At 38.3% G+C, this 25,467-nt stretch carries 23 protein-coding genes; 11 read left to right on the top strand and 12 right to left on the bottom strand.

The window, feature by feature from the left end; translation table 11 throughout:
- Window positions 1–31 precede the first annotated feature (31 nt).
- Genes OLM56_RS10875 through OLM56_RS10860 form a run of 4 tightly spaced genes read right to left on the bottom strand, consistent with a single transcriptional unit; the run spans window position 32 to window position 7,401 of the window.
- Window positions 32–340, bottom strand: a complete 309-nt coding sequence (locus tag OLM56_RS10875; protein WP_182493654.1) for a hypothetical protein — start codon at window positions 338–340, stop codon at window positions 32–34.
- A 1-nt stretch (window position 341) separates the two neighbouring features.
- Entirely contained in the window at window positions 342–2,918 is a 2,577-nt protein-coding gene (locus tag OLM56_RS10870; protein WP_264526975.1) for an EndoU domain-containing protein, read from the bottom strand.
- Between the two features lie 26 nt (window positions 2,919–2,944).
- Window positions 2,945–3,286 carry a hypothetical protein gene (locus tag OLM56_RS10865; protein ID WP_182493655.1) on the bottom strand — a complete coding sequence of 114 codons (342 nt, stop codon included), beginning with the start codon at window positions 3,284–3,286 and terminating at the stop codon, window positions 2,945–2,947.
- Complete coding sequence (locus tag OLM56_RS10860; RefSeq protein WP_264526974.1) at window positions 3,283–7,401, bottom strand: hypothetical protein; 4,119 nt, start codon at window positions 7,399–7,401, stop codon at window positions 3,283–3,285. The genes OLM56_RS10865 and OLM56_RS10860 overlap by 4 nt, the downstream gene beginning before the upstream one ends.
- Window positions 7,402–7,832: 431 nt before the next feature.
- Here OLM56_RS10860 and OLM56_RS10855 point away from each other — a divergent pair, with 431 nt between their 5' ends.
- The 4 genes from OLM56_RS10855 (at window position 7,833) to OLM56_RS10840 (ending at window position 10,960) form a co-directional block, all read left to right on the top strand.
- Complete coding sequence (locus OLM56_RS10855) at window positions 7,833–8,393, top strand: glycine-rich domain-containing protein (protein WP_264526973.1); 561 nt, start codon at window positions 7,833–7,835, stop codon at window positions 8,391–8,393.
- Entirely contained in the window at window positions 8,390–9,157 is a 768-nt protein-coding gene (locus OLM56_RS10850) for a hypothetical protein (RefSeq protein WP_264526972.1), read from the top strand. The genes OLM56_RS10855 and OLM56_RS10850 overlap by 4 nt, the downstream gene beginning before the upstream one ends.
- Window positions 9,158–9,821: 664 nt before the next feature.
- Entirely contained in the window at window positions 9,822–10,451 is a 630-nt protein-coding gene (locus OLM56_RS10845) for a hypothetical protein (protein ID WP_264526971.1), read from the top strand.
- 128 nt (window positions 10,452–10,579) lie between these two features.
- Window positions 10,580–10,960, top strand: a complete 381-nt coding sequence (locus tag OLM56_RS10840; protein WP_264526970.1) for a nuclear transport factor 2 family protein — start codon at window positions 10,580–10,582, stop codon at window positions 10,958–10,960.
- A 134-nt stretch (window positions 10,961–11,094) separates the two neighbouring features.
- Here OLM56_RS10840 and OLM56_RS10835 read toward each other — a convergent pair whose 3' ends face one another.
- Complete coding sequence (locus OLM56_RS10835; protein WP_264526969.1) at window positions 11,095–11,745, bottom strand: hypothetical protein; 651 nt, start codon at window positions 11,743–11,745, stop codon at window positions 11,095–11,097.
- A gap of 238 nt (window positions 11,746–11,983) precedes the next feature.
- Between OLM56_RS10835 and OLM56_RS10830 the strand changes: the two genes are divergently transcribed.
- The 5 genes from OLM56_RS10830 (at window position 11,984) to OLM56_RS10810 (ending at window position 16,786) form a co-directional block, all read left to right on the top strand.
- The gene (locus OLM56_RS10830) at window positions 11,984–12,994 is read left to right on the top strand and encodes an LLM class flavin-dependent oxidoreductase (protein WP_121376439.1); all 1,011 of its coding nucleotides are present in this window, start codon (window positions 11,984–11,986) and stop codon (window positions 12,992–12,994) included.
- Window positions 12,995–13,081: 87 nt separating this feature from the next.
- Window positions 13,082–13,366, top strand: coding sequence for a hypothetical protein (locus tag OLM56_RS10825; RefSeq protein ID WP_182493660.1), 285 nt, complete (start codon window positions 13,082–13,084; stop codon window positions 13,364–13,366).
- Window positions 13,367–13,440: 74 nt separating this feature from the next.
- Complete coding sequence (locus tag OLM56_RS10820; protein WP_264526968.1) at window positions 13,441–13,896, top strand: hypothetical protein; 456 nt, start codon at window positions 13,441–13,443, stop codon at window positions 13,894–13,896.
- Between the two features lie 46 nt (window positions 13,897–13,942).
- Complete coding sequence (locus OLM56_RS10815) at window positions 13,943–14,416, top strand: nuclear transport factor 2 family protein (RefSeq protein WP_264526967.1); 474 nt, start codon at window positions 13,943–13,945, stop codon at window positions 14,414–14,416.
- 87 nt (window positions 14,417–14,503) lie between these two features.
- Window positions 14,504–16,786, top strand: a complete 2,283-nt coding sequence (locus OLM56_RS10810) for an acyl-CoA dehydrogenase (protein ID WP_264526966.1) — start codon at window positions 14,504–14,506, stop codon at window positions 16,784–16,786.
- Here OLM56_RS10810 and OLM56_RS10805 read toward each other — a convergent pair whose 3' ends face one another.
- The 7 genes from OLM56_RS10805 to OLM56_RS10775 form a co-directional block, all read right to left on the bottom strand.
- On the bottom strand, window positions 16,787–17,836 hold the full coding sequence (locus tag OLM56_RS10805; protein WP_264526965.1) for an o-succinylbenzoate synthase: 1,050 nt from the start codon (window positions 17,834–17,836) through the stop codon (window positions 16,787–16,789).
- Between the two features lie 11 nt (window positions 17,837–17,847).
- The gene (locus OLM56_RS10800) at window positions 17,848–19,017 is read right to left on the bottom strand and encodes a tetratricopeptide repeat protein (RefSeq protein ID WP_264526964.1); all 1,170 of its coding nucleotides are present in this window, start codon (window positions 19,015–19,017) and stop codon (window positions 17,848–17,850) included.
- Between the two features lie 99 nt (window positions 19,018–19,116).
- Window positions 19,117–19,794 carry a metal-dependent hydrolase gene (locus OLM56_RS10795; protein ID WP_264526963.1) on the bottom strand — a complete coding sequence of 226 codons (678 nt, stop codon included), beginning with the start codon at window positions 19,792–19,794 and terminating at the stop codon, window positions 19,117–19,119.
- Window positions 19,795–19,805: 11 nt separating this feature from the next.
- The gene (gene menA, locus OLM56_RS10790; RefSeq protein WP_264526962.1) at window positions 19,806–20,753 is read right to left on the bottom strand and encodes a 1,4-dihydroxy-2-naphthoate octaprenyltransferase; all 948 of its coding nucleotides are present in this window, start codon (window positions 20,751–20,753) and stop codon (window positions 19,806–19,808) included.
- Between the two features lie 46 nt (window positions 20,754–20,799).
- Window positions 20,800–22,314, bottom strand: coding sequence for a PH domain-containing protein (locus OLM56_RS10785; RefSeq protein ID WP_264526961.1), 1,515 nt, complete (start codon window positions 22,312–22,314; stop codon window positions 20,800–20,802).
- A complete protein-coding gene (locus tag OLM56_RS10780) occupies window positions 22,314–22,832 on the bottom strand; it encodes a PH domain-containing protein (protein WP_264526960.1) in 519 nt (172 codons plus the stop codon). The genes OLM56_RS10785 and OLM56_RS10780 overlap by 1 nt, the downstream gene beginning before the upstream one ends.
- Before the next feature lie 38 nt (window positions 22,833–22,870).
- Entirely contained in the window at window positions 22,871–23,710 is an 840-nt protein-coding gene (locus tag OLM56_RS10775) for a 1,4-dihydroxy-2-naphthoyl-CoA synthase (RefSeq protein WP_121376449.1), read from the bottom strand.
- A gap of 70 nt (window positions 23,711–23,780) precedes the next feature.
- Here OLM56_RS10775 and OLM56_RS10770 point away from each other — a divergent pair, with 70 nt between their 5' ends.
- Together OLM56_RS10770 and OLM56_RS10765 are read left to right on the top strand one after the other, a co-directional pair.
- Window positions 23,781–24,890: a C1 family peptidase gene (locus tag OLM56_RS10770; protein WP_121376450.1), complete on the top strand. Its 1,110-nt coding sequence runs from the start codon at window positions 23,781–23,783 to the stop codon at window positions 24,888–24,890.
- Between the two features lie 79 nt (window positions 24,891–24,969).
- A complete protein-coding gene (locus OLM56_RS10765; RefSeq protein ID WP_264526959.1) occupies window positions 24,970–25,398 on the top strand; it encodes a PH domain-containing protein in 429 nt (142 codons plus the stop codon).
- The last annotated feature ends 69 nt before the right edge of the window (window positions 25,399–25,467 follow it).

Below are 25,467 nucleotides of genomic sequence, written 5' to 3'. Positions count from 1 at the left end.
AAAACCCCGTCAGTTGACGGGTTTTTTTTATTTATTCTTCGTAAAATGCTTCTACAGCTTCTTGAATATCTTCTTTCAAATAACTAATATTAGGAAATTTTGACAAAAGATTTTTTAAACATTCAACAAATTTTTTGTTTTGAAATTTATATGACAGTCCTTCAAATCTCGAGGAAATCCAGCGAATTGATTCTTCATTTAATTCATTGATTATTAAAATTGAATCATCAACATTTTTAGATAATAATTCTGTTATATAATCCAAATCACTTGTTATTGTAGGGTCTTCAGGATGTTTGTTTTCAATATTCCTTATTGTATTTTCTATTAAAGTCTTCATCTTAGTTATTTTTATAAGGATTTAATTCAAAATTTTTACTCTTTGCTATAGGTTGCATCGCATTATCCGGAAATATAGTTGCTGGCTTTCCTTTGGTTTTTAAAACCCCTACCCTTACCCCTTCAAAATTATCAAAAATAGGCTTCCCGTCTTCTAGAGTTTTAAACTTTTCGAAATTTTTATTTATAACATGTTGCCCAGCCTGTTTTATCTTTTTTACACCCCATTTTTTTGGAAACCAAGACTGTCCAGTTATTTTTTCACCTATCACTAACCTTTTAAAATTACTATCATGTCCTGCAACACTACCGATTCTTACTCCATTTTTATAGGTATGTTCAATTTTGTATTCTCTGCCCAAGCTTTCGAGTTTAACAATATTGGCTTGCCCATGACCGCCACCGAGCATTTTTCCTGGAGCAGTACTCTTTTTAGGGTTGCCTGGCAATGAGAAAGCTCCTTCATCAGCATGTTTAAGAACTTCATCTGGCAGGTATTTTAAATCAAAAATCTCGTTTAATTTTTCAATTAAATTTGCACCTTTTGCAGCCCAAATTTCTTTGAATGTTTCCCTGACTTCTTTAGCTGTACCATTTGCAATGGCTTCTCCTCTATAAATTGCAGCATAAGCAACCGCCTTTCCTTCTGCATCAATTCCTTTAATGAATAAAACTCCTTCCTGCTGTAATCTGGTGACTCCTGCCATCTTGAAGTTGACTCCGGAAAGCTTTAAGGCTTCTTCACCGTACAGAATCTCTTTTACTGTATTTTGAGTAAAATTAGCAATATTTATTTCAAGGATGACTTTTGTAATACAAGCTCTAGCAAAATTGGCAACCTTAAAGTTTTTAATCGCATTTGCTGTTCTTAACAGCCCTGCGCCTGCTTTAAAAAAGCTTTGTAGAAGTGCTGGGCCGGCTGTTATAATACCGCCAACCACATAAATCTGCTCCCAAGTGTTTAAAAATTCAGCGCCTCCTGGAGTTTCCAAAATTTCGTTCCGACTGGCATTTATAGCTACATCGCCAATAGCCAGTACTACATCTGCAAGAGCTAGAGCAAATACCCCTGGATTTGCAGTAGTTGCCATTACAATTACACCTGCAATGATAGCTACTATATCAAATCCAATGCGAATAGCGAGCTCAACATCCTGTATTTCTTTTTCGCCAGCGAGTGCTTTTACAAAAATAATTGGAACGGGAATAGGAATATCAATACCAGAAGTATAATCAACCAAAGAAACCATATCTAAAGGGTGATACATCTTTCCTTGATCTTGATCAACAGTTTCAGAATAGGTCCTTTCTAGATCAGGCCCTACAGGAATAGTTACACCAAACTCGTCAGTTTCGGTATTAGGCTGCTGGTAGGTATGTTCTACTATTTTCTGTTGCTTTAAGTAAAACTCGTCTTCCTTTTCGTCGCTAAACCAAGAAATGTCGGAATCTATTTTATATCCTTTTCCATAATAAAAGACCTTGCCTATTGTCTTCAGTTTATTATTATATATGCAACAGGCACTTATCATACTAGCAAAAATTATCCTGTTGCTTGTGACCTGTCCCATAAACTCTGAACTTCCATCCAGGTTTTCATAAATTCTTTTTAAAAAAGCTTGGTCTTCACTAAATTTTTCGATTATATAAAAAGAGTTGCCAAAAGCCTTAAATAAATTCATTAAAGCACCACTGCTATCTTTAAAGTTACTAAACGTTCCTGTATCATCATAATCTGTGAGCAGATTCACATGATCCCATAGTCTTTCTTCTTTCAAAAGGAACACTAATTGATTTAAGATAAAGTCAGGAATATTTTCATAAAGGAACTTCAATTCACTTCCCGTTTTAGCTATTTTGAGAGCCTCAACAAAAGCATTTTTAATTTTTTCCTTAACAAATTCTTTTGATCCCGTGTGTTCGGCTAATGCCACAAATGCATTGGCATCGTCTGTTTTTATAATAATCGCATTGAATTGGTCTCCTAATACAAAATCATTTTCAACTTCTGGCGTTACGTCATAATTTCTTAAATGCATGGCATCTTCATAGACAAAAGCAATCCGAAAGTTTAGATTCTTTTTTGCAGCATCTATCTTAAAAAGATAGCCGGGTTTATCTAAGTTCACATGACAGGCTCTAGAATTAAGCTTGATTTCTAATTTTCCCTGCCTTTTTATCTTACGATTTTCATCTTCATAATTAAAGATTGTCTTATCACTAGAAACCGAAGCATAAAAACTTTTCAGCATCATTGCCGAAGGGCTCTTCGAAGACAGTGGATTAAGCGTAGGGATCAAGAAAGCTGGAAAATAAAAAGCCTTTTTATAGGGTCTATTTGTCCTGATAAATTTCAATAATTCATTAATGTCAATTATTTTAGTTGTCCATTCATCTTTATATTCACCACAGGAATTATTTTCTCCATATATTTTTTCATAAGCAATTTCTTCAAAACTATTATTTTTTAAATTACCTACTTGTCCGCTGTTCTGAAATGCTTCGAAGCCCTGCATATCCAACTCTCGTAGAAGATCCTGACTTTCTTCGTCAAAATCTTCAAATATATCTGTTGTCATATTATTATTTTTTATGGTTAATACTCTTAAATCGCCAACTTATAGCTTGGAAATAGCTCGACAACCGAGGTATTGTTTCGCAAAAAGTTCTTGATTTTATATTCTGTAGTGATGGTCAGGTCGATATGATAGTTCAGCGCAGTTGTCCACAGCTGTGAATTCACGATCGGAAAATCACACACCATCATAATGTCCCAATCCTTACCTTCCAATTGGCGCCAATCGTTTGGCAACACCCTTCCCCTGCTGCCATGCAAGTAAATAGCTCTTACAGGAGTAATCGCATCTACTTTGGCTTTCAGGTCATTTAAAATATATGGCAGCACGAATTCGTGCTGCCATATGGCTTCTGCCTTTATCTGGCTCATATAGAAAATCTAGAAATTGGCAATAAAGTATTTACTTCGGCAGAAGCTAATTTGGTTCCGTTAGCATCCAAAATCCTGTCATAATAAGCTGTCGGATTTGTAAACTTCACAGAATCGGAATTGAAAAGAACTTTTACCTGGTCCAGTTCAGGCATCGTAACCGTTACTGGAGTTTCTTTTTCAAAAACAAATGTCGGAACTACGCTCGTGTCCACTATGAATCGGATAGACGCTTCATTGTTATCTGCTGAAGTATACTGCTGAGCATCGATTCCGGGAATCAGAGAGAGTTGTTCTGCTAGCTTCGCATAGATAACCTTCGCTGAATCTGTTGACTGCCAAGCGGCATCTCTTTCGATAACGATTTCTTCTCCCATACATCGGAACGTTCTTGGAAAACTGGAATACGAATCATAGTGACCAATAGTATTATTACCAAAACTATCCATATCTTCATACGAAAAGGTAACTGTTTTTGAAGAAGCTCCGTTCATCTGTGCTCCCGTGATATGGAAATTAGGTGAATGCGGTACAGAAGCAGGGTCTTCAAAGTCTGACAAGTCTTCGTCATACGGCAACGCTTTGTCTACCTTTAATCCAATGCTGTCGGCTTGCAAAATGGTCAAAGCAGTTGGGAGTCTTGTAGCCCATGCTTTTCCTTCTTTTTGGCCTTCTGGCTCGCGCAATTCGTCTACGATAGAAAGGAACAGTTCATCTTCGATAACCGGTACTTCGCCTCCATTCCAGATTTGGCCTGTTTGTAGATAATAGCTAACTACTTCTTCAAAACCTGGCCTAACTGTTACGATTACTCTCGCCATACCTGCCTGCATGAAGCTTCTAAATAAAGGATCGTTGTTATCATATTGATACAGTTTCGCCCAATCTTCTCTGGCTCCCCAATAGTACGGATAGAAATTATAAGACATAATGTCCCATTCAAAAGCTTGCTCAATAAATTTGGCAAAAGCAGCATAATCGTCTAGATTAGCATCTACTTTTATCTCATGGTTTCCAAAAGATCTGTCTACACCTGAAGCAAGAGGCTTGGTCATGTCTTTTCCATAAGTTCTTCTCGCAGTAGTATTCTGGTCTATTATATAAGAGATACAGTTTTTGCGCAATACCATGTTTTCAATTTCACGATAAAAGCCAGGATTAGTACCTTTGATGACAACACCTTTGGCTTGTTCTTCGGCTAATTTTTGCTCGTATTCTACAACTGCATCTTCATAAGCATCAATAATCGCTTTGAACGTTTCTTGCTGCCATTGTTGGTATTTATTGGCTGTTCTTTCTAATTTGACGCTAACATTGGCAATACCTACGTGATGCGTAATAAAGAAAACAGAAACTGGAATATTGCCTTCAAAAGCATTTAAAGCCTCGCCATCTTTTGGATATAATCTCCAGTTGTCGTTCAACGAACCGCAATAGTATCTCAAGTTTCCAACGCTGACACCAATCGATTTACCCCAGCTGGTCTGCATGGCAGCACTAGATACAGTAACTACCGCATCAACCGTTTTATAACCTTCCGGCAAAGTCAGATTGGCTTTATCAGACCAAGAATTACCACCACTCATCAATCCAGAGAAATTGAATTCTTTACCGACACTTAAGAATTGCGAAGGACTCGCATCCAAATCAACATTTAGCTTTCCGCCCCAATATTTTACTGTAGCATCATTTACACACGTAAAATCTTTTAAGTTTAGCGGAGTTGTCGTTCCTTGCGTGTCAACAAATTTTCTTGGATCTACGGGCTCAATCAATTTGGATCCTCCATTCTCAGACATGCCCAATATATGAAGCTTGGCAGGCTCTGGAACCATAAATTCAAACATCAAGCGTTTTCCATAATTATAGATCTGGTTCTTATAAACCTTGTCAACCCAGCGATAAACTCCTACGACATGCTTGTCGCCTTTCGTATTATCAAAACCGTGCTTGTTATTGTCTTCAAACTCTTCAATAATTTTCTCGATTCGTTCTTCTTTTACCTTAGTCACGATTCTTTCCATCGCACGCTCTGTTACCTCTTTGGCTTGGTTGACAGCTTGGCGCGTACTTTCTTCTCTAGAAGTATGCGTAGCCATATTGACATTTGCACCCAGAGTAAATTTGGTACCTCCTGTTGTAGCGCCGCCCCATTCCATTCCGAAGTTTCCTCCGGCAGAAAGATCTTTGCTTTCCTGCAACACTTTTGCGACTTCACTCTGCATTTCGAAACGGCTCGTATTGGTCGTATCCGACAACTGTTCTTTTTCTATTTCAGAGGTAGACGTCGTCGTATTTTCGCTTCTACGGAGCTTGCGGGTAGCCTTCTCCTTATACTCGCGGGCCATGACGTTTTCGATTGCCGCCACTTCGCCTTCAACATATCCTTGAACAGTCTGTTCTACTTTTTTATAATCGGCAATACCAAGCTGTTTTACTCCAAATCCAGAAGGGATAAACGATCCATCGGCCCCAGTAGCAGGTACAGAGGGAACCGACGGCGTGCTTTCTGGCTGCGGCTCTAAGATGGTCAGCATCCTGCCCGTAGCACAATTCAACGTATGCCAAAAATCAGTCGTGAACGATTTTTTTGCTCCATTCGTAAAAGTAATTGCTACTGTAAGATTCTTCATCACGTAGTAGAAATCACCTGTCGTAAGCGCATCATTATGAAGATTGGTCAGCATGATGCTGTTTCCGTTTCTGTTTTGCGTAAAAGCAGTACGAACCACCTTTTCTCCAGAATACTTTTCGACCGTAGTCTCAACTCCCGAAATCTGCCATGAAGAATCAGCTACCGTAAAAGAAACGTCAAAGTTTACGTAGGTACCGCCATTAGCGTTACTACTGTAGATTTTTGGACAGGCTTGATAAGAAAAAGGAAGTATCCCAGCCGTAACATTATTTGTCGTAGGAATAACAACTCCTCCAACACTTATTGAAGTATTTCCTTGATGAGGCGTATGGCTGATGATAGTCTGCGTATTAGTAGAAACCTGATCTTCAATCAATGTGAAAACATTTTGGAACGACGTTAGACTAGTATCGCTCGACAATCCTGGAATGATTCTAGCCGCATGGCCTTCTCCTTTTTTTTCCGGCTCGTCTTCTGTCTCTATTTCCAATACTTCAAGCAATGTATCAAAAGCTGGTGCAGATAATACAGACTTCAAATGTTCCAAATCAATTTCGTTTCTGAATTTAAAATTAAAAGCAGACAATTTAGGCATCGGAACAACTGGCGGCTCATTGCAAGGGTCTGCCGCATCAAACGGGACATCAGGATTTCTCACAGAACACCATTTGGTTTTGGCATCTTCCACATTCTTATGATAATCATCAATAATAGGCTGTATTTCTGCCTGGTATTTTAGCTGTTCTTTTTCAAAGGAAACCTGATATTCCTTTTTGTAGGCCTTTTCGACTTTTTGCAATTCTTTCTTAAGCTTATTCTGTCTTTCTATATTTATGTTCGACAAGGAAATTGCTTGAAATTGACGCATCTCATCGTTAGGCAGCGACATTTGTGCTTCTTCTTCAGACTCACCTCTTGCAGCCATTCTTGCAACAATCGGAGCAGAAGACGTATTTTCTACGAATAGCTGCTTAGGCAAGACAACTTTTGCATTCATCAATTGTTTAGACAATGGCTTATTCGATTCATCATAGCTTCTAAATAGATGATTCGCGACAAGCAGCTGCATGATGATTTCTTTAGCATAAAAGCTTTTCTGCGTGACTACTTGGTAAAAAAGATTGTCCCATAAAAGAGTCAGCTGCGATGGCGTCAAGCCTGTTGTAACTTTTAAAACCTCTTTTTTCAGGTCTGCTTCAGTATACGAATATTTGTTCTTTGCCATCCATACAGCCAGCACATATAGTTCTGCATTGATAGATTTTAGATTTTCTTCGCTTATGGCCCCGAAAGAAGGAGAAGCATCTACCATAGATTGCCACTTGGTCTTGTTGCTCGGCCTGTTGGCAACAGCGTTGTCAAATGTTACTCCATTTGCGCTTCGATACACAAAACGCTTGTCTTTGTTTTTTTCTTCAGATAGCTCTGGCGATCTCATGGTAACGAATCGGAAGAGCGTGTTTTTAATTTCTGTACTCATTTTTACTTTTTTAAATTATAAGATTTATTTCTTGTAATATTCGTGGCAATATGATTCTCTAGATTGTTTTCCGGATAACAAGGCTTCTGAATGGCTATTATCGAATGATTACAATGCAAATATATAAGAAATAAATCTATCAAACAAATATAAAATTAGATTATTTTCAATTATCTTTTAATAAACTGAGTATTATAGCAGTACCCAGCTTATTTAGTGTAATTTTTAAAATAAATCACTTAAATATCTATAAAACAATACATTAAACACAAATAGCTTTAGATTTTATTCTATTAAACATGTCCAAACACCTAAAAAGCAACAGTTATTATATTTGCGTATTTAAGATTATTTTCGTGTATTTATAATTCTTGATTCGATTTAAAGAGAAAACTTAAACCGAAAGAAACAATCACGCCTAAAATTTATTGATGAAGAAACACGTCTTTATAAAAAATTTAATAATTTGCGTCTATGAATACATTCCGACATTCATGACTAAGGAACACCAACTACTCTGGGATAAGATCAAAAACTTCGAATTAGATAATCCTGAGGCTTCCTTTACTTTTACAGACAGGCTTGCACGCGAAAACGGTTGGACGATTGGCTTTTCTGTAATGGCTATCGAAGAATACAAAAAATTCATGACCTTGCTCTGCATCGCACCACATCCCCTTACGCCTTCTGACGAAATAGACCAAGTCTGGCATTTGCACTTACTTTACACCGAATCGTATTGGATTGATTTCTGCCAAAATACCTTAGGCAGACAGATCCATCACGGACCTACAAAAGGCGGTGTGCAGGAAATCGACAAGTTCACCGACTGGTACGAAAAAACCAAACAACTCTATGCCTCCGTTTTTGGTTCAACACCTCCTGCAGCACTTTGGCCATCCAGCCAAGTCCGGTTTTCGGGTGCAAAATTCCAGCGGGTTGACCTCAAACAAAATTGGATTCTTAAAAAACCTTCATTCTTCAACAAATGAAACACTTAACCTACCTCTCTCCTGCAGAAGTCCAGCTCTTGCTTTATGGAAGAAAAGCCACAATCCGCGAACTGCTCAAAGGCACTTTTATGGACTTGGTTCTTAAACAGGCCCTCAACCTTTTTGAAGTAGAGCGACAGCCACACAGAAACGAAGACATACGCATTTATAAATATGTAGAAGCAGGGCGTAATTTTTTTATGTACAAGCCATTACTCCATGAGTTTGTTTTTCTTGAGTCGTTTAAAAAAGATAATAGTCTGCAGATTCTTTTCCGCAATATGGTCCGAATCGGCTACCAAAACTCTGTATCTATAAGCGAATACCAGCACTTGCTGTTTCATAGTCCGCATCTTGACAATTGTTTTTACCAGAACCTTTTCCAAAAGATATTCTGGGGATTCCAGCATTCTCATAAAGGAAAGCAGCTGAGAACGGAAATCCAAGCTGAAATTACAGCACTCGAAAAAGAATTAGCCACAGGAAATGCCGAAAAATCATTCGAAATCCTAAAAGCCATCAACGGCAATGTGGTTCTTCTGTCTAATTTTCGTTTCGACCTCTTGAAGGAACTTGATGCCGAACTTGCCCAAGAAATCAACCGTAGGACCAATCAGATTGATCCGGCAGATGTCTTTGTTTTTGGAGATTGGGACGATTTTGGCGATGTTTCGGGCAGTTTTGACAGCAGCTGCTCTGGAGCAAGTGGATGTTCTGGAGGAGATAGTGGCTGTGGCGGTTGCGGAGGATGCGGCGGCGATTAATCAGAATAAAATAGTATATTTCACATCTCAAACCAGTATCAGAAATGATTGATGATATAATCTCCCGTCCCATCTTTAATTACATAGGTGCGACTATCCGATTTTTATTAGGCACAACTGTCAGAAAGATCTTTGGCTTAAAGACCTATACCTTTTCTGAATGTCTTAACGGGCCTATAGAAGGGCCTTATGTCCGTTACTATAATAGACACCAGAACAACAATAGGTTCATTGCTGCAATTTTTCTGTTGACTTTTATCATATTCATCAGCTATATACTTATGTAAGATGAGCCGCACATCCGTACATATTAAACGCTTTCGGAAGTCAAAAGTCAAAAGTCGAAAGTTGAAAGTTGAAAGTTGAAAGTTGAAAGCTAGAAATCAATGCGCTTACAAATGGAGATTTTTTCAGTAAATCAATTCTCGAAAAGAGCCATGACATATAACATCATGAATTACCTATACCAAGAGAGATCAAAGAAGAGCTAGTCGATTCTTCTCCCAGATCATTCACGCAATAAGTTCGTACGACTTCAATCGTTTGGCCAGCTCTATTTCGTTTATCATTACATCAGACAATTAATTAGTAGCAAAATTAGAGATTGTCAGAAAGATCAGGTCAAAATTTTTATATTTGGACATCTAGAAATTGACAATATATCATGAATTTAAAAGCTATCTTACTTCTTTTTAGCCTTTTCTTATTTTCGTGTAAAGAAGAAGCAAAAATCCAAAAAGACGAAACGATCGAAACAATTGAAACCGTTGAAAATAGCGAAACTGCTTTACGCAAGCCAGAAGAAGGCTTTCATTTTGATGAATTTAGGATTGAAAAGCGTCATCTCGGCCCAATAAAAATAGGCATGCCGTTGCAAGAAGCCGAAAAACATTTAAAAGGCTTGTCTAGAAAAAGATGCGATCCGTTCGATTTTGGATATGACGGAGGTGGAGATGCTTTTATCTATTATCTCAAAGATAAGCCTGTCATGGCGCTTATTCCGGAACAGGAAACGAACTTATTGCTTGCCATAGCAGCCATACATAAAGACTTAAGAACTGCTGATGAACTGTATCCGAACGCTTCTATAAAAGAAATACAAGCGATTTATCCAAACATTCCTTTACATCAAAATCTTATGATGAGCTGGGAATTTTTATACGAACAAAAAAACGATTGGGAATTTGTGTTCATGAAAGATCCTGACCATCCGATTGGAGTCTATGAAAACACAGAAGCTCCTGGAAAAGTAAAAGATAGCAGTGTTAAAGCAGATTGGATCACGATACGTTAGCTCATTACTTAAAACAATTATATTTATAACTTATAATTTGTCAGGCGGACAGTCCTTGGTTGGCTTTTAGAAATTATCACGGACAATCACCTAACACGTTGACGAAACGACAACAAACAAATCAAAATATGGACAAAACAAAAATCACCAGAGAAAATGTCGTTGAAGCAGAAAACAAACTTTTTTCGGCTCAACTTGTAAGCAATGTGGACCAACTTGACCAACTATTGCACGATGATTTGGTTGCAGTTGCACCAACAGGACAAATTCTAACTAAAGAAATGGACTTGAACTCACATAAAGCGAAAACAATGATTATTGAAGACGCTTCAACAGAAATTGACGACATTAGAATAATGGGCGACACTGCGCTTTCAATCGTTACAATGACAGCGAAAGGAAAAATGATGGGAACGCCTCTAGAAGGAAAATTTAGATATTTTAGAGTTTGGAAACGCTTTGACGGCACATTAAAAGTTATTGGGGCCAGTTTTATGCAATTACCTTGATTAAAAACTTTTATTACAGGGCTTATAAAATCTGACTTTATACGGCAAGAGCGGCCTTGCCTAAAAAATAAGACTTACGCTGTAGATATAAACAAAAAAACCGATGACTAGTAATCATCGGTTTTTTATTTCCTTTACTTTTTCTTCTTCGATTTCTTTTTGGATTTTGCTTTTGCCTTAGCTTTCGCTACTTTTTTAGCCTTTGCTTTTTTTCTAGCTTTCTCTTTCTTTTCCTTATCTTTTTTCTTTTTAGCCTTGGCTTTTTCCTTCTCTTTTAGTTTTGCCTTTTTAGCTTTTGCTTTCTCCTTGTCTTTTTTAGCCTTGGCTTTTTCCTTTTCTTTCATCTTTTTAGATTTTTTCTTGTTTTTCTTTTTATCCTCCTGTACTGCTTCTTCGGTATTCGCTTGAGTATCTTGGACAGGCGTTAATGCGTTTTCAACTTCTTTTGCACTAGCCTCTGTATTTTCCTTTGGCGCTGCTTTGGTCGCCGCTGGAGTTGCTTTTTTTACTGTTGTCGTAGCAGCAGGCTTTGCAGCGGCTGGTTTAGCGGCAGTCGTTTTAGCCGCTGTAGTTGTTGTTCTTGAAGGTGCCGGTTTGGCTGTAGGCGCAGTTTTAACCTCAGGAGCTTTCGCTGTCGTGCCAGCGGCTGTCCTTGGCGCTCTAGTTCTCGGAGTTGAAGCAGGCTTTGGACTCTCTTGCTTTGCAACTGGAGTAGCTGTGGCTTTTGGAGTATCTTGGTTTTTTTCTGGCGTACTTTCTGGATTGTTTTCGGCTATTTGACTCATAGGGTTATCGATTAGTATTATACAATGATTTTGAGATTCTGGAAATAGTGTTCATGTTTCGTTAAAATTACGGTAATGTAAATTTAACGTTAACAAATTTAAGCCATTAATAGATGCGCCAATGTTAAGTTTTCACTTCTGGCAAAAACTTAACATTGGAAATTTTTAGGAAAAAAATAACACCTTGCAGCCTTTGGCAGAAACCGTCAAAAGTGATTAGTTTCTTACCTTTACAAGTATGAAAAATATCAGATTAAGCATTCTTGACCAATCTCAGGTCAGGAGAAACGGAACAGCAAAACAAGCGTTGCAAGAATCCGGCGAATTAGTACAATTAGCAGAAAAACTAGGATATACCCGCTATTGGGTTTCAGAACACCATAACTTTAAGATGGTTGCCGGCACGGCTCCCGAAGTATTGATCCCGTTTTTGGCTTCAAAGACACAAACCATAAAGATTGGCTCGGGCGGTATCATGCTTCCCAACCACAGCGCCTTCAAGGTGGCCGAAAACTTCGGACTGTTGGAAACGCTTTTCCCAAAAAGAATTGATTTAGGAATCGGACGTGCTCCTGGCGGCGACAGGCTGTCGTCTCACCTACTCAATCCTTCCAATACCTTTAGCGAAAAAGAATTTTTCCAGCAATTGATCGATGTCCAAGCCTTTCTTAGGAATGAAACCCTAGCCGATACAGTACATGAAAAAGTAAAATCGTATCCGTGTCCGGAAGAAATTCCAGATTTATGGATTTTGACATCCAGTGGAGGCAGTGCTCAATTTGCGGCCCATTTCGGAATGGCATTGTCGTTTGCTCAATTTATCAATCCTGATGGTGGTCCAGAGGTAGCGGCTTTCTACCGCCAGAATTTTAAGCCTTCTGCCGAGCTGAAACAACCGAAAGTAAATGTCGGAATCTTTGCCTTCTGCTCTGAAGACGAACAAAAGATTGCCGATTGGATTACAGAATTCGATTATCGAATGCTCCATATTGAAGCGGGTGCTGCCGGAGAACTTCCTTCTTTTGAAGAAATAAAAAATATGGGCTATACGTTGCAGCAGAAAGCACGGATTGCTTATAACAAAGGGCGTTATATTGCAGGAACTCCGGAAAAGCTCAAGGCCGCTATCGAAAAAATTGCCGACGAGTATGAAACCGATGAAATCATGATTGCCACCATAGCAGAAAATTTTGAAGACCGCAAGAAATCGTATGAATTGCTTGCAGGACAATTCCTAACATCTTCTTAAATTTTAGAAATAAAACAATATATTCTAGCTATTTTAAGTTAAAATTAGTACATTGAAAACAATAATAACCTAAAATTCTAGACTAAAATGAAAAAATCGTTTATCGCATTGGGAACCATAGCGTTGCTAGCGTTCGCTTCCTGTAAAGAAGACAAAAAAACTCCTGATCCAGTTCCGGAGACGCCGCCTGTAGAAAACCCAACTCCGACTCCGTCGCCTAAAACCGAAGCTGAAAAGCAAGATAATGACGGAACTACCGTTTCTGTCGGAAAAGACGGTGTTCAGGTAAACACAAAAGATGGCGAGAGCAAAACAGACGTGAACGTTTCTAAAAATGATGCGTCTGTCGAAATCAAAAAGCCAAAGAATTAAATTTTATTTGTTTAAGGCCAGCTTCTTCAGGCTGGCTTTTTACCAAATAAAAAACATTGAAAAAGAAACACACTATGAAAAAATTATTCCTGCTGCTGCTCTGCATTGCTGTTCTTGCAGCCTGCAAATCGAAGCCATCGGCACCTAAAATAGCCAAACTAGAACTTTCGCAAGTAAGCCCGTCTCAAAAAAGCAGGGCGTATGATTTAGGAAAAAGGATATTGAATGCCTGCAACACTTCTAAATTCAAGCCTTTTACAAAAGAAGAAGCTACCGACAAGGTAATCCAAAATACGACTTTAGAAAAACTGTCTAGCACCTGCAGAAAGTTTTCGATAAAATATGGGCAATTTGAAGATATTAGATTGGTTGAGGTCATCAAAAACAATTCTGACAATACGCTTGTTTTCAGATATAAGGCAGATTACCAGAGAAAATTTGCACAAAAAGAACTTCAGGTAACGCTAAATAACGAAAATAAAGTCTCAGCTATTCGCTCGACTGATTGGACAGATGCATATACTCCGTAAATGATTGTCTTTTTTTGCCTACTTTTAATGATTCAAAATCCCAAGCATGAACACCAACGAACAGATTATTGAAGAATTCTATGCGGCATTTGCAGCCCAAAACGCAGAAACAATGGCAAGCTGCTATCATCCAGATATCGTTTTTGAAGATCCTGCTTTCGGAAAACTCGAAGGAAAAGACGCCTCAGATATGTGGTATATGTTGATTGAAAGGGCTAAAGGAAATCTGAAAATAGAATTCTCCGACATCAAGGCCGATACTCAAAAAGGGACGGCACAATGGACCGCGATTTACAATTTCACAAAAACCAACCGAAAAGTAATCAACAAAATAAAGGCTTCCTTTGAATTTAAGGACGGCCTGATTATCAAACATACCGATTCGTTTGATTTCTGGAATTGGGCAAAACAAGCTTTAGGAACAACCGGCTTGCTATTGGGATGGTCTTCCTTCCTTCATAAAAAAGTACAGCATCAGGCTTTGGAATCTTTGAGAAAATACCAACAGAAAAATTCTTAATTAACATACATTTAAACCTTATCCGATCATAATTGCTTAATTTTAAAGGGCTAGAAATTACATAGCTTTTTTAGAAATTATTCCATTATGACAAATCCAATTTTAAATTCCTTCCTTCCTATATTTTATATCGCTTGGTCTGATGATGTGTTGACAGAAAAAGAAACAAACCTGCTTAAGGAATCCATCAACACCCAAGACTGGCTGACAAAAGCTGACAAAAAAGAACTTCTTTCTAAAATAAATATCGATAATCCTCCGTCAAGAACCGAACTGCAGGATTGGAAAGAACGTATCAAAAGAGCCGTAAATCAAGACAGCAAAGAAGAATTGCTGACAGATATCTCCATAAAATTAGCCCTGCTCGACAATCCTAAAATCAGCAATGAAAAGCTAAAGCCGCTCTACTTCTATCTTCAAAATTTAGAAAAATCATTAGGAATCATCAGTAACGAAGCCGTATATGTCTTCAAAGAAAGGCATGATACCATTACTTCAAAATACGCTACCGAAGCGACATTCTCTGTAGAAAAACTCACAGAAATACTTGATGGAAATCAGGCTGAAACGATCAATAAGGTCAAAAAAATCATCAGTCGTCCCACTTTTAAGTATGAGGAATCGACCGATATTGAGGTCTATCGCGAAAAAGTTTTGAAATGGTGCAAAATTTTGGCAAAAGAAGGCTTGGGATCTACTGCCTATCCTAAAGCTCATGGTGGCCAAGACGATGTAGAAGCTTATTTTTCTATCATGGAAACTTTAAGCTATCACGATTTGAGCCTTGTCATCAAGTTTGGCGTGCAGTTTGGACTTTGGGGCATGAGCATCCAATCGCTTGGAACCGAAAAACATTATGCGAAATATTTGAAAAAAGTCGGAACGCTCAGTCTTCCTGGCTGTTTTGCCATGACCGAAACGAATCATGGTTCTAACGTAAAATCGCTTGAAACCACAGCGACGTATGACCTCAAGACAAAAACCTTTACGATCAATACGCCGCATAAATTAGCGCGAAAAGAATACATCGGGAATGCGGCTCGCGACGGACAGATGGCCACTGTTTTTGCCAAATTGATTATTGACGGAACAGATCATGGCGTCAATGCCTTTATAGTACCAATCCGCGACTCAAAAAACAAGGCGCACGAAGGTGTCACTATTGAAGATTGCGGTCTAAAGATGGGACTGAACGGTGTAGACAACGGAATCATTTATTTTGACAATGTCGTGATTCCAAAAGAAAACATGCTCGACCGTTTTGCTTCTATAAACAGCAAAGGGCAATTTGAAAGCCCGATTGCCAGTGATAACCGACGTTTTTTTACCATGCTCGGCACTTTAGTCGGCGGCAGGATTGGAATTCCGCGTTCTGCCCTGGCGGCAGCTAAATCTGCCTTGACAATTGCCATTCGCTATGGCGACCAAAGACGTCAGTTTGGCCCGCAAGGTGGCTCAGAAGTTCCTATTTTAAATTACAGAATGCACCAGCGTAGACTGATGCCATATTTAGCCAAATCCTATGCCATACATTTTGCCTTGCAATATGTTACGCAACGATTCCTAAACCGAAAAGAATCGGAAATGCAGGAAATCGAAGCTTTGGCAGCCGGCATGAAAGCCTATTCTACTTGGAACACGCGCGATACCATACAGGAATGCAGGGAAGCCTGTGGCGGAAAAGGCTATTTGGCTGAAAATCGATTTGCTGCTTTGAAGAATGATACGGAAGTCTATACCACTTTTGAAGGCGATAATACTGTCTTGATGAATCTTGTTGCCAAAAATCGACTTTCAGAATTCAAAAATCAGTTTGGCGAAATGAACGCCTTGAGCCTTTTTAATTATGTCGTAGACCAGGCCAAGACGTCAATTACCTATAAGAATCCTTTTGCGACTCGAAATACGGACGAAAATCATCTGGCTGATAGCGAATTCCACATTCATGCTTTTCAGTTCCGTGAAAGGGAAATACAGGCTTCTGCGGCAAAACGTATCAAAAAGCTGCTGGATAGCGGCTTGGATTCATTTGATGCTTTTAACATCGCCCAGCATCATTTGATTAATGTAAGTCAGGCTTATTTGGAACGAATTGTCTTGGAACAGTTTCAGCTTCAGGTTGAAAAGACGAAAGACGAAGGCGCAAAAGCAATCTTAAAGAAACTCTGCCAGCTCTATGCCTTGTCGACTCTTGAAAAAAACGCAAGCTGGTATCTTGAACAAGGCTACATGGAAGGTGTAAAAACAAAAGCCATTCGAAAAGCCGTAAATCAGTTATGTTGGGAAATCAGGCAGAATGCTGTGCCTTTAGTTAATGCTTTCGCGATTCCTGAAAGCTGCTTAAGCGCACCGATTATCACGAAACAGTAGTTATTTATCTAGAAGCAAACCTATATTCCAGTCTAAGGCAGGATTATAAACTAATTCTCCGTTGCTTACTTCTAAAGGACAATCAAAATTATTAGTATACAGACCGCCAGTGCCCAAACCTTGGGGCATTGGATTCTGTTGCAAAAATGTCCATTGGGCAATGGCATTTAAGCCAATATTGCTTTCTAAAGCGGAAGTAATCCACCAGCCGATATTGTATTTTTCTGCAAGCGAAATCCACTCTTTTAAACCTCTAAAACCGCCTATCAAACTTGGCTTTAAAATGATATATTGTGGCCGTATTTTTTGCAACAATGCTTCTTTTTCGGCATATCCAAAAACACCAATTAGTTCTTCGTCTAAAGCAATCGGAAAAGGAGTCGTTTTACAGAGTTCTGACATACTGTCATGCTGATTTTTTTGTATAGGTTGCTCTATACTATGTAATTCAAATTCAGATAATTGAGTTAATTTATATAAAGCTTCATTTGAAGAAAACCCACCGTTAGCATCTACCCTGATTTCGATGGTTGAAGCATCATAATTTTGACGAATAAAACGTAATAATTCGAGTTCTTTTTCGAAATCTATGGCTCCAATTTTAAGTTTTATACAGTTGAAACCTTGTGCTAATTTTTCCTCGATTTGTGCCTTCATAAAAGCAGGCTCTCCCATCCAAACCAAGCCATTGATTGGAATGCTTTTTTTGCCCTTTGTAAAGTCAGAAGAAAACAGTAAAAAAGGCATTTCGCTTTCTAAAGATTGGAACGCCATCTCTACTCCAAACTGTATGGACGGAAATTCTAACAACGATTCCCAAAGCGCCTCTTTTCCGAGATGGATATTTTCACAGGCCCATTGCAGCTTTTCTTCATAGTCGGGTCTATCATCTGCACTTAGACTTCTCAAGATACCGCACTCGCCTATTCCTGTTTTGCTATTTTCCTCCAAAATAAGAAACCAAGTCTCCTTTTGGGTCATAACACCTCGCGATGTACCTGATGGTCGCTTAAAATCAAGAATATGCTTTTTATAGGAGGCTTTGAGCATTATTTATACTTTTAATCTTCGAGAAGTCTTATAATCCTGTCGAAATCGTCGTTTTTGAATCCTGCTTTTTTTAAGTCTTCAAAGTCGGATTGTGTTTTATTTTTCCAAGATAGGGCTGTCGTTACGTTTTGCCCATTGTATTTTTTATGGATTTCCTTTGCTTTTTTGTAATCGCCTTTTAGCAGATAAACATGCGCCATATTTAATTGGACAAGCAATTCCGAAGCGTCTATCTTCTCACCTTCTTTCAACGCTTTCAGCGCTTTATCGTATTGTTTTGAATACAGATAATATTGACCTAAAGCATTGTAATCCAAAACAGTCGCATTGCCGTTTTCAATAATTCCGGTCTGCAATAAATCGATAGCTTGTTCGTATTTTCGATTTTTGAAATAGTGCAACGCATCCAAACGGATTGACGTCAAGATTGATTTGTTTGCTGGTTTTTCAGAGAGGCAAGCGTTTCCAAAATCCTTGAAGGCTTTTGCTTTTTCAATCGCCATAAGATTTTGAAACTCTTGAAATTTGTATTGCTTCTGCATTTTTTCAAGGATACAAAGCGAAAAGTCGTCAGAGTTGAGCATTTTTTTAGCCAACTCCGATGTTTTGACCTGCTTGATAATTGTCTGGCGATTTTCTGTCGTCCAGCCACGGCTTAATTTATTATCTACCCAAGGCACGACTTCTAGAATAATCTTCTGCTTCATGATCCAGTTTTTACTTTCAAAACCAAACCATAAATACTCCATGCCCGCTTTCAGGCAGGAAGATTTGTCCATCGAAAGACGTCTGGCATCTTTATTTACAGGAGTATTCTGAAAAAGGCAGGCATTCTCTTTTTTTCCTTTTTCTTTATATTCCTTCGCAAGAGCATTGCTTGAAAAAATACCATACGTACATTTATCATCGCCAGAAATTTTAGACGTCAAAAACACTGCACCAGCAGCGCCTTGGCTGATTCCTGTGGGATCTGGAATTGCTTTTAGCAAAGAAGTCAGGCTGTTCGCCATCTGCTGGTTTTCGTCAAGAAGCGTGATTCTATAGACGATTTCGATTGTGCCAGCCGGAAGGTCTTCGGTCCTTACAGTAATCCTGTCTCCTGCTGAAACAATAATTTCTTTTGTAGTCGCACGATCTTTGTCCCAATAGCCATCTTGCTGTGAAAAAGCAGGTTGAGCCATTAGTAACAGTAAAAAAATCGAGATTTTTGGTATAGGCATTTTAAAATAGTTCGTTAATAGTTCTGCAAAATCAGAACTAAGACAATCAAATAAGGATGATTAGATATCAATCGAATCGCCGATTTCCAACAACATCAGGTCTTTCCCTTTATCAAAGAATTTCTTTTTGGCTTCTTCGTGGTTGATTTTTATGTATCCAAACGTATCATAATGACAGCCTAAAATCTTATCGCATTCGACAAAATCAGAAGCAATAATCGCGTCTTCTACATCCATCGTAAAATTATTTCCTATCGGAAAAATAGCCAAGTCTAGCTTGGTTCGCAACGGAATCAGCTTCATGTCAAACGTCAGAGCCGTATCTCCAGCAATATAAATGTTTTTGTGCTCTCCTTCTATAATAAAACCGCCAGGATTACCGCCATAAGTACCGTCATTAAAAGAACTCGAATGGATGGCATTTACATATTTTACGGTTCCGAAATCAAACTTCCAGCTCCCGCCATGGTTCATTGGATGGCTTTTCAATCCCTTTTTTTCGAAATAACCTGCAATTTCTGCATTAGAAACAATAGTAGCTCCCGTGCGTTTTGCAATTGCTTCCACATCTAGCGTATGATCGCCATGTGCATGGGTTACTAAGATATAATCGGCTTTTAGTTCATCGATATTGATGTGGCTGGCCAGTTCGTTTGCCGTGATATAAGGGTCAACTATGATGTTTTTGCCTCCGACTTCAATCCCGAGGCTTGCGTGTCCGTAGAAAGTAATTTTCATAATTCTGATTTTTAATTATTTACAATAATATCCGATAGGAAGAAAATAAGACAAAGCGATAAAAGCACAGATAAAAGAAATGTACTTATAGCCAGTTTTTTCAATTCTGGATCGAGCATTCTTGGATCTTTATTTTTATAAACCGTGATCAAATGGCTTGTCAGCGGGAAATAGGCTACGATAAAAATGTATTGGTCAAACTGAAAGTTATTCAGAATTGCAAAAACAAGCACCAGAATCATAGCTGAAATAACTAGAAAATAATGATATTTCTTGGCTTTTGCGCCGCCAATTTTTACTACTATGGTATTCTTTCCTGATTTTCTATCTGATTCTTCATCTCTCATGTTGTTGAGGTTGAGCACTCCTACACTTAAAAAGCCAATAGCGATTGCCGGAAGGAAGAGCTTATAATCTAATTCTTTAGAATATAAAAAATTGACGCCCAGCGTACTTACTAATCCAAAAAACACGAATACAAAAAGGTCGCCATAACCGCGATAGCCATAGGCCGTATTTCCTACCGTATAGCGGATTGCGGAAGCAATAGCCAAAATGCCTAAAATCAAAAAGAAAATGGAATAGCCGATATTGCTCTCTCCAAATGCAAAATAAATCAACAAAACGGCCGAGATAAAAGTCAGGACAGATGTAATGATAATGGCTCGTTTCATGGCTTCAGGAGAAATAACGCCGCTCTGTATGGCACGTTTTGGGCCAACTCTATCTTCATTATCGGTTCCTTTGATACCGTCGCCGTAATCATTGGCAAAATTGGAAAGCACCTGAAGTCCGAGTGTTGTCAGTATGGCAAAGCCAAATAACTGCCAGTTAAAAACTTCGGTCGGCGTTAGCACATTTGCTGTTGGATATGCCAAAGCATACATGCTTCCTACAATTATTCCTGATACCGAAAGCGGCAATGTTCGCAGACGTGCTGCTTCTACCCAATGTTTCATTTTTAGTGTTTATTCGTAAATAGTGTTTTCTTTTTCAAAGGCAAAGTTACATCCAATTTTGCTTAGATGTTTCAACCTGATACAGCCAATAGTTGACTAATTGCTTTATTTTTGTAAAATCTCCGAATTTAAAATGTACATCTCCTGCTGCAGTATGCAATGTCAGATGACCAACGCCAGCTCCCTTATGCCAAAAATATTGCCTTGTCGTAATTGCCTGTATTTTATAAGGCTCAATAATCTCATGCTCTACATCCCACGCTCCATGCTTGAGTATCACAAAGTTTTCATTGGAATAAAGCCTGTTATTTTTGAATCCGAAATAAATCACGCTGCTAACGAGACCTAAATATACAAAAATCAAGGGGATATAAAATGTGATATTTTCAACTTCCGAAAAGTTTAAAACCGTAAAAATTATACCTAAAAATACGGTCGCAGAAAAAATCCTGGAAATCAAATAGCGGAAATTAGGCTGTACCGGAGTTCCTTTTTCTGGAATTTTGCCAAGAATCAGCTTTAGAATTTCATCTCGTTCGTAGCTATTACAGCCTGGAACCTCTATCACATTGCTTTTTTTCTGTTCTTCTTTCGCTTCGTTGCTGGAAGCTTGTTTCATGTTCATGTCCAGAATCTTGAACTTCTTCTGAAAATAATTTTGGCTGTAGGACGTAATCTGTACTTTATCTGGATTTAACAGCGTATTTTTCTTTGCAAACAAACCGGAGGTTATTGCCAAAGATTGTTTCTGCTTGATCATCTCAAAATCGAAGTGTTTTATAAATGTACGGATGATATTGATCAGCAACACCAAGAACAAAAGTCCGGCCACTAAAATTCCTGCCGAAAAATAGCCTGCGCTTTTTTCGAAAGCTGAATCAACTGTTGTTTCGTCGATTTCAAAAGTACTGATAGCATCTTTGAAACTTTGGTAAAGCGTAATCGCGAAAGTAATCAGAAGTGCAATCGTACGTCCGTAATTGGATGTAATTCCCACTTTAAATAAAGTAGCGTAACTTATTTTAATAAAGGGTTTTGTATTGGAGCTAGTATTGGAAATTATTTCTGATTTTTCTTCAGAAACAGCTTCTTCCTTATCGCCATAATCCAACAATCTTTCTTTTAAAATTAGCGCCAAACTTTGGTCGATAGCGCGTATGCTGATTTCTTTTTTATCGCTTCCAGCCGTATCGATATCCAAGCTATAGACACCTATTATTTTCTGAATAATGGACTGATTGATATTAACCTGCTGGATTTTTGAAAGCTGAATATTAATCTTACTTTTATTGATTATTCCCTTACTTAGAACAAATTCCTGCTTTTCTTCGTCCAGAAAAAAAGTAAAGTTTCTGTATTTTAAATAGCCAATTACCAAAGTCAAGACAACCAAAGCTAGGAATCCAAGAGCTATAAGAAGATAATTTTCGGACTTCATTCTGAAAAGAACCACTAAAATCGGCGCCCATAAGGCACGTATAAGGCCTTGGAATGTATCAGCAAACATAATGACGATTCCCGTAACGGATTGGCGCTGTGGCGTCTTAAAATCAAGCTCCATTAGATTTGATTTTGGATTTTCTGCATCAGAAGTTCTTTGATGCTTTCCGCTTTTTCTTTTTCTATTCCCGAAATCTTGACATCGCTCGTGCTTCCTCCTGCTGTATAAATCTGTATCTGCGCCAGGTTGTATATTCGAGAAAAAGCACCTTCATGCATGGCTACATGCTGAATCCGATTGAAGGGCATCATGGTCGTAGTGGTCGAAAGCAATCCTCTTTTATACAAAATATCTTTTTCTCGTACAGCATAGGCACGTCTTTTTACAGATGCTACAGAACTGAAAAACAACACCAAAGCAAAAACCAAATAAGAAATACCAAAAATCGAATAGGCCAAACTTTGTTGCATTTCCTCGTTAAAGTAAATCAGAGCGCCAATTCCGATTGCTATAATCAGCAAGACAATAGCAATATTGATATAAACGACCTTGACATAATCTTTATGCAATGAAGAGAAATGCACTTCCTCAAATTTGGGAAGCAAGTCTAAGTCTATCGTTTCGTTGGTAAATTCCATTCGGTTTCAGATTGAGGGGTTTGTTCAGCAAAAGTGGATTATGGAAGGTATTTCTTTTCGAAATTAGGCTTTCTTTTTTCTAAAAAAGCATTTCTTCCTTCTTTTGCCTCGTCGGTCATATACGCCAAACGCGTTGCTTCGCCTGCAAAAACCTGCTGTCCGACCATTCCGTCATCAGTCAGGTTCATGGCAAATTTCAGCATTTTTATAGAAGTAGGCGATTTTTCTAAAATTTCTTGGGCCCATTGGTAGGCTGTATCTTCCAACTCATCGTGCGGAATCACGGCATTCACCATTCCCATATCAAAAGCATCTTGTGCCGAATAATTTCTGCCAAGGAAGAAAATCTCTCTGGCTTTTTTCTGTCCGACCATTTTTGCAAGGTAAGCAGAACCGTAACCTCCGTCGAAACTGGTCACATCAGCATCGGTCTGTTTGAAAATCGCGTGTTCCTTGCTTGCCAAAGTCAAATCGCAAACTACATGAAGGCTATGACCGCCGCCAACTGCCCATCCTGGAACAACAGCAATCACGACTTTCGGCATAAAACGAATCAGTCGTTGTACTTCTAAAATATTCAAACGATGCATGCCATCTTCGCCAACATAGCCTTGATGGCCTCTCGCCTTCTGGTCACCGCCGCTGCAAAACGAATAAACGCCGTCTTTTGAGGACGGTCCTTCAGCAGAAAGCAAAACAACACCAATCGACGTATCTTCTTGCGCATCATAAAAAGCCTGATACAGCTCGCTAGTGGTTTTTGGACGAAAAGCATTTCTAACATCTGGACGGTTGAACGCGATTCGTGCAACTCCATTTGATTTTTTATAGGTTATATCTTCAAAATCTTTAACAGTTTCCCAGTTTATTGAACTCATTTTTATATTATTTTAGCGTAAAAATAAATCATTTTTCACAGACTACGAATAAACAAAAATTAAAATATAAATGAGACAGATTTTCTTACCTATTGCCTTACTAGCATTCGCCTTTTCGGCTTACTCACAAAAGTATGAATTCCAAACCATTAAAGACATTGAAGCGACTCCTGTAATTTCTCAGGACATTACAGGAACCTGCTGGAGTTTCTCTTCTACTTCTTTTTTAGAGGCCGAAATCATACGTGTTTTAGGAAAGAAAATTGATCTTTCTGAGATGTATAATGTACGTAATACGTATCCAAAAAAGGCTTGGAACTATGTGATGCGTCAGGGAAAAGCGCAATTTGGCGAAGGAGGCTTGAATCATGACGTAATCAACAGCGCTATGGAATTTGGTATCGTTCCTTTGACGGCTTATTCCGGATTGGTAGGAAGTGCTACGAAGCATGACCATTCAAAAATGGCTAAGGAATTAGAAGATCTGTTGAAGAAATATGCGGATCCTTCTAAAAAACTAGATCCAAAATGGAAAACGGATGTTGAGGCAATCCTTGACAAATACATGGGTGCGAATGTAACTGAATTTACCTATGACGGAAAAAAATATACACCAAAGAGCTTTTTGGAAATGACCAAGCTGAATTTGAAAGATTACATTACGATTACTTCGTTCACAAACGAGCCGTATTACAAAACGTTTATCCTAGATATTCCAGATAATTTCTCTAACGGAAGCTTTTACAACATGCCACTGGATGAATTTGTACAGAATATAGACAATGCTTTAGACAAAGGGTATACCTTGGCTTTGGATGCTGATGTGAGCGAAAAAACTTTTTCTGGAAGAAACGGAATTGCCGTAGTTCCTGAAAACGATGCCGATGAAAAAACAATCTTGACCGAAATCAAGCCGGAGAAAAAAATCACGCCAGAATTCCGCCAGCAAGAATTTGAAAATTACAATACAACTGATGATCACTTGATGCATATTGTCGGGAAAGTGAAAGACCAAAACGGAAACATTTATTACAAAGTAAAAAATTCATGGGGAACGAAAAACCTAGGAAATGACGGCTACGTTTACATGAGTGTTCCTTATTTGAGATTAAAAGCAATTTCTGTCTTATTGCACAAAGATGCCCTTCAGAAAAAAACTAAAAAAGATTTAGGAGTCTAATACTTCTATCTTAAAAGAAGGATTCGGGATTTTTCAATCCCGAATTTTTTTGTTTTATATATTTTCCTAAATTTAAGACATGAAAAAATTTAATACCGACTATCATATTCCTACAGTTTCGCTTTTATGGCTTGTGGTAGCCTTCCTAATTGCTCTCCCTTTTATGACGCCTAACGACATTGAAGGAACTGTTTTTATTCCGATTATCATTTGTGCTGTTTGTGCTGCATTGCTTATCTGGATTTTAGTAGATACAAATTATCGCCTAGAAGGTTCTTATTTAAAATACAAATCTGGACCAATCAGAGGAAAGATTGATATTTACAGAATCCATACGATCGAACATCAAAGGGGCTGGATGATTCAGTCGAACCTAAAACCGGGTTTGGGTTCGAAAGGACTCATCATAAAATACAACAAATATGATGACATCTACATTTCTCCAAAAAAGAAGCAAGCCTTCATCGATGCGTTACTAGAAATCAATTCCCATATTGAAATAAAATAGAAAAACTGTTAAATTTTGCCTTCCAGAAATTGAGCAATCCCTAATTTTGAAAAGCATCTTTTGCTTAAT

The organism is Flavobacterium sp. N2550, assembly GCF_025947265.1.
Classification (GTDB): domain Bacteria; phylum Bacteroidota; class Bacteroidia; order Flavobacteriales; family Flavobacteriaceae; genus Flavobacterium; species Flavobacterium endophyticum.
This window is presented reverse-complemented; position numbering and strand designations above follow the sequence as displayed.